Source organism: Nostoc flagelliforme FACHB-838, assembly GCF_014698065.1.
Taxonomy (GTDB): Bacteria; Cyanobacteriota; Cyanobacteriia; order Cyanobacteriales; family Nostocaceae; genus Nostoc; species Nostoc flagelliforme_B.
Genome location: NZ_JACJSI010000371.1, coordinates 1 through 5,619 on the forward strand (window position 1 = coordinate 1; position 5,619 = coordinate 5,619).

Annotated in this window: 7 protein-coding genes and 1 pseudogene; 5 read left to right on the top strand and 3 right to left on the bottom strand. The window is 41.1% G+C overall.

The window, feature by feature from the left end:
• From H6G97_RS43965 to H6G97_RS54070, 3 genes and pseudogenes are all read right to left on the bottom strand, one after another.
• Positions 1–161 (bottom strand): response regulator (locus H6G97_RS43965; protein WP_190946787.1); only part of this gene is annotated, 161 nt, incomplete at its 3' end.
• Positions 162–574: 413 nt separating this feature from the next.
• A complete protein-coding gene (locus H6G97_RS43970; RefSeq protein WP_190946782.1) occupies positions 575–910 on the bottom strand; it encodes a hypothetical protein in 336 nt (111 codons plus the stop codon).
• Positions 911–942: 32 nt separating this feature from the next.
• A pseudogene (locus H6G97_RS54070) lies at positions 943–1,143 on the bottom strand (ISKra4 family transposase); the annotation flags it as partial.
• Positions 1,144–2,457: 1,314 nt separating this feature from the next.
• Here H6G97_RS54070 and H6G97_RS43975 point away from each other — a divergent pair.
• The 5 genes from H6G97_RS43975 (at position 2,458) to H6G97_RS43990 (ending at position 5,515) form a co-directional block, all read left to right on the top strand.
• Positions 2,458–2,748: a hypothetical protein gene (locus H6G97_RS43975; protein ID WP_190946783.1), complete on the top strand. Its 291-nt coding sequence runs from the start codon at positions 2,458–2,460 to the stop codon at positions 2,746–2,748.
• 63 nt (positions 2,749–2,811) lie between these two features.
• The gene (locus tag H6G97_RS52015) at positions 2,812–3,039 is read left to right on the top strand and encodes a hypothetical protein (protein ID WP_206759166.1); all 228 of its coding nucleotides are present in this window, start codon (positions 2,812–2,814) and stop codon (positions 3,037–3,039) included.
• Positions 3,040–3,423: 384 nt separating this feature from the next.
• The gene (locus tag H6G97_RS43980; protein ID WP_190946784.1) at positions 3,424–4,437 is read left to right on the top strand and encodes a tyrosine-type recombinase/integrase; all 1,014 of its coding nucleotides are present in this window, start codon (positions 3,424–3,426) and stop codon (positions 4,435–4,437) included.
• A 3-nt stretch (positions 4,438–4,440) separates the two neighbouring features.
• Positions 4,441–4,908, top strand: a complete 468-nt coding sequence (locus tag H6G97_RS43985) for a hypothetical protein (RefSeq protein ID WP_190946785.1) — start codon at positions 4,441–4,443, stop codon at positions 4,906–4,908.
• A 205-nt stretch (positions 4,909–5,113) separates the two neighbouring features.
• Entirely contained in the window at positions 5,114–5,515 is a 402-nt protein-coding gene (locus tag H6G97_RS43990; protein WP_190946786.1) for a hypothetical protein, read from the top strand.
• Positions 5,516–5,619 lie beyond the last annotated feature (104 nt).

Below are 5,619 nucleotides of genomic sequence, written 5' to 3' on the forward strand. Positions count from 1 at the left end.
AGAATTTGTAAAATCGGGTTGTTTTGGATGCGCCGAGCAACTTCATACCCATCCATGCCGGGCATCATCATATCTAGTAGAAGTAGATCAGGTATTTTTGATTCAAGGAAAGCTAGCGCTGCCGCTCCCGACTCCACAATTTCAACTTCATAACCCTCCATTTCTAAACCAGTAACGGAAGATGTAAAAAGCACAACCAATCTTCGTCTATCGTTATGGATGTTTTTGCACAGATGAAGGAATTCCGTCAAGCAGTATACGAATGTTTATGTCGGGCAAAGGATGCAACTAATGAACTCAAGAGGCATTTGTACAGTACGTAAGATTGCCTTTTACAGCATCAGTTTGAACAGGTTTAGAAAAAAGTATCCCTGGCCATATTTGCATTGCAATTTCTGAAATAGCTCTTGTTGCTCTAGGGTTTCTATGCCTAAGTCTTTCTATTTTTATATTGTAGATTGGCTATTTTCGATAAGCGTAGTTTCGGTAATCTCCCCCCAGCATCAGAAGTGAAAGTTTAAGTAAGTTCAGTTATCTAGCAAAAATAACTGAACTGCATTGCGTGAATATAAGACTATCCAGCCAAACTCTCGACGCTCAAAGGAACTATATCACCATTACTAACCAGTCCTAGCAACATCGGTTCTTGGGATTGAATTAGTTGACCTGTGAGTACACAGCGTTCTTCTTGTTGAGCTGTGGCAGCGATGCTAGCTCGTATGTCGGCTCGGGAAAATCGAGGCTTCCATTCACCTGATTTTTGCTGAACATAATTCCAAAGCACATCTCGAATCAAAGCTTGATACCCCTGATTACCAGCTACTTCTTTGAGCTTCTTTTTAACTTCTCCCTCTAAGCGGATGCTAGTAACTTCCATATTGGTAGTTGGGATGCGAGCGCTCGTAAGCATTACTATTTCTCCTTAAAGCTATAGACAAGACTTTGTTCAGCTTGATGGTATTCGTAGTTGATAATGCGATTACGATACTTATCGAGATAACAGCAAAAATTTTCTACAAGTTTACCATTACAATCAGTAAATAGGGCAATAGTAACCTCAAATTGACCTTTCCATAATAGAGTCTGGGAAGAGTTTCAATCGCTTTTGTCACCTCCAGCTTTATGGAGGTTTTCTATCAAATAAGAACACAGCTAATTAGGACAAGAAATTTTTAATATCATCTACTATAAGAACTGTCAATCCTCTAAAGATACTTGTATTTATGTTTATTCTTTCGCCTGAAAAATGTCTAGCCCCAAAATTTCTTACCTCATGTCATTAAACTGCTAGTTGCTTGATTTAGATGATAGTCCATAACCTACTACTATAATTGAAAACACGTAACCATCAAAGGTAGTAGTTTAAGTAAAAATATTACGTATTGATGTATACAAAACCCTTAAAAATTCAGCAAAAATTCTAAACAAATCTTTTGTGCCAAAAAGTATTCCTCCTAATCTCTCTTAATTTCACTAATTAGCTCATAAAGACTCGCTACCCAAGCTGACTCTACCTGTTGCTGGAATAGCTGGTCGCTCACAAGCTGAATTTTTTCCCCTGAGATGAATCAAATGCCTAAGTTTGATTGCAGTAGTTTTTGGATATTGCCAGCGCTCGGTGCAAACTGTAAATCAAACTGCCTCACAAAAGATGCAAAGTTTTTGTCTGTTGCGACTCTTACCTCACGCCTCGCACATCTTAAACCAATAGCCAAAGCTCAAAAAAATGGTTACACAGCGGACGTAATTGGATAATTCAACCGTTGGGATACAGAGCAAATTTAATTCATTGATGGAAGATGAAGAAATGCTCCCGCATTAATTTTCAGAGTTAATGCCTTCAGGCATGGGGTACTAATTGCGAAAGCGTTGCGGGGCGTAGCCCATTGTGAAAAAGCGAATTGGTAATTGATCTGACTCATGCTCAAAAGCCACCAATAGTGTCTTGTAGAGAAAATCTGAATAAATGAAAATAAAAAAAAATACTTAGATAAAGAGTACCTAAACTTTCTTTAAGTACCCCCCTATGCAAACTGATAACTAGCCACTTACTAACAGCTTAGTTGCTGTCTTAGCTTTCCTAATCTTGCTTGAGACAGATTACTTACTCATACTTGGTTGCGCTCTAAGGCAATCCAACTATATCTGACAGTTAACAGTTCGTGAGCAGAAGCTCCCCTACCCCTAGCTCTATATTGCCTTTGAGCAACGCTAATTGCTACTTTACTTATTAGAGTTTTTGTGCCTTGTAGGGTCAACTTAGCTCAATCACTCTGCTGATTACTTAAAACATCTTTCATGCTGATTTTACGTAAGATATTGATAAATTCTTCAGCAAGGGACTGGTATTTTCCATAGATTTACAGTAGAGTGTTTACTCCGTGCAAATTATTAACACTTACCTTCCCCAACTTTACCCAGACAAATTTTTTGCCAATGCTTTTGAGGGAACACCCAATGAATACTTCTAATCACATAGATACCAAGAAGAAAATCATCAAAAAATCCGACAAGCTTACCCTGAGACAGATGAAGTTAATTGAAGAAGCAGAAGACCAACTTCTTCGATCTGATACTGTCAATTCTACTGCCCCTGTGGTTGAGCAGAAACCAGTAATCACTCAAGAGCCTAGAGTTCCCGACTATATTCCATTGCTTGACAATCCTCCAGTACAATCTGTGGGCAACTCTGGCTGGCAGGTTTCTGATGTCTGGCGGGATATCCGAGTGGATGATTTTTGTAATTAAAGCAGACAATTTGTATTCCCAGACGGTTCTGCATTGAGGCGGTTGCAGTTATCCACGATCCGAATGTCAACGGATTGCAGATTGCCGATTGTAGATTTATTGTTGATATTAGAGGGTAAATTGGAGATTTTCCAGGAATTGAAAGCTAGTAGCTCGTGTAATATTCCAATCCCCAATCTGCAATCTACACTCTCCCCTATTCGGTCAGAGATTGAGGAACAGGCACAAAGCAAGGGAGAAAAGTTTTCCCGAATGCATATTTGTGCAGCAATACCTTTGTCTCTTCGCTGAACCAATATTATGGCAACCGCCTGAGCAACTTTCGTAAACTATTTTTGCACCACGTCAAAGCTATAGTTGAATCGTGCTTATAATAAGTTACGGCTAACTATAACTACTAAGTTAGCACCCTGTAAGTGTGTATCGCTTGGATTACGCATCAAAGGCGATACCAAGACAAGCAAAATTCATCGGCAGCGTAATAGTTTCTATTGCCTTGCCAATATGCCCCCTCCGCGATCGCATGTTGGTGAAAGTGTTGTGTCTGGGGGTTCGTGTATCTTTATCGTAGATTATGTCGGATAAAAGATAATTGATTCTTATTTTGTCTTCCACAGCATTCGTGTATACTGAACTTTTAAATTCAGAACTACCGAGTGCGATCGCTTAATTACTGTGAATAACCTTGAGCTAAATAACTTACCTCCAATTAAACTCATTCCCCTAAACGCTGAAACTGCATCGCTCCTTGGGCGCACCACTAGTACAAGACCACCCACTGATATCCGGTGGGTAAAAGTACTGGAATTTTTACGCAGCAACAATCTCGCACCTAACAGCCGCAAGCTTTACGAACGAGAACTCAAAAGGTTTTTGGCTTGGAGTGAGCTGCACTATCATGAACTGCGTCCACGTCATCTTGCGCTATATAAAGAATATCTCCGTGATGAAATACGGACTGATGCAGGTAAACCGCTTTCAAAAAGCAGCATCAATGCGGGAATTGCGGCACTCAAAAGCTTTTTCAAATGGATGTGTTACACGTATCCTGAAATTATTGCTACTAATCCGACACTGGGGATTAAACTGGAAAAAGTGCCACTACCACCAGCCCAGAGTCTAACCCCAGAAGAGATGGAACAGGTTTGGTCAGCGTTAGAGTTATTGGGAGAAACAAAGCAACGGGATACAGCACTTGTTCACATTCTCAGTCATGGACTCCGGGCAGGGGAAGTTGTACAGCTAAATGTTGGGTCATTTGATGGCAAGCTGCTATTTTTACCAGATACCAAAACCAATGAACCACGCTTAGTTCCACTGCGAAAAGAGAGCCGGGAAGTTTTAGCAGAGTATTTGCTTACGCGCGAACAGCAAGGAGAGGTTTTGACCAGCCTCAGTCCATTGATGATTTCACACCATGCTTCATACAAGGGTGAACGCTTGAGTTATCACGGCATTTACTTCGCTGTAGAAAAAATTGGTGAAATAGCTCACATTGAGGATTTACATCCTCATTCCTTTCGACATACTTACGCTACTGACTTATTGCTATTGGGAGTTGACCCCAGCCATGCCCGTAAGCTAACGGGACATCAAAGCGAGAAAGCGTTTCGGCGGTATACGCTTCGCAGTGAACAGGAGGCTGCGATCGCTGCTTATTATCGGGCAATCGGTGAAGAAGTGGAGTAAGGTATGCCTAAACCACTTGATCCCAAATGTCAGCTATGTTCCAAACTACCAACAACCCAAGCTAAACTACTGCATGGGCCACAAGGGGACGGGTGTTGGAATCCAAAAGTCTGCCACAATCGCCGCTCATTCTATCGCCACCGTTCGCAGAATAATTCAGCAGAAATTGATGCAATCGCAGTCGAACCACCAGCAACGTATTTTGCAGTGCTGTATTTGTATAAAGAACCAGGGGATAAACCATTACACGCTATGTCGGCAGAACTCTGGCTAGGGCAAAAACCTATTTGTCGCCTGGAACCAATTCACTGTTTTGGGCTAACGGCTGGCAAGATCCGTGCCTATACAGATCAGGTGTTGCAGGCGTTTGCGAAACAATATGGTGTTTCACTCTATCAATATAAAGATATGTTTGAGATTACCTCAAGCTACTGCCCAGTGCGACCCTGCCTGTTAAATCCTGAATTGTAGCAATGACCGAATAATTCGTAATTCGTAATTCGTAATTCGTAATTAATTAGGAGTTAATTAATAATTAAATCATTGAGGGTACAAGCCACTAACTTCAGTTATGAAAAAAGAGAAAACGCATAACAACTTTATTCAAGCCCCCGGATAAATCCTTTGGGGCAATAATTACGAATTACGAATTACGAATTAGAAATTACGAATTATTATGACCACATACCACCAATTAACAATCTGGGATGTGCTTGATGAGTTGTCCGAATCTCCAGCAACATCCTCACTTGTACCGATGTGGGAATGTTTAGATGCGGAGCTTGAAAAATTACCCTTGGAGGCACAGTTATCAACCGCAGCGCTTGCCTTCAGTCAAATTGCGGATATTCTTAAGGCTCGTGCCGAAGTGCTGTTGCAAGATACCCGCGATCGCAATAGCCTTTTGAGGCCAATTATTAGCACCGATCTCTTTGCTGGTCTAGTGCGGACAACAATGCACCTAGATTTAGATGATTTGATTGAACCGGAAACACCACAAACCTTTAAACCGCATGGCCCACACCAATTTTCACATTTCACTGAGTCGGGTGATTCTGTAGCAATACGGTTCAGTTAAGGCTCAAAGTCATGTAAATTAGGCATTGTTCCGAAGAATGGAAATTAAGTGTCGTGCATCTGAGGGATTTTTCATTGGTGTCTCCTGAGATACAAAATACTGAC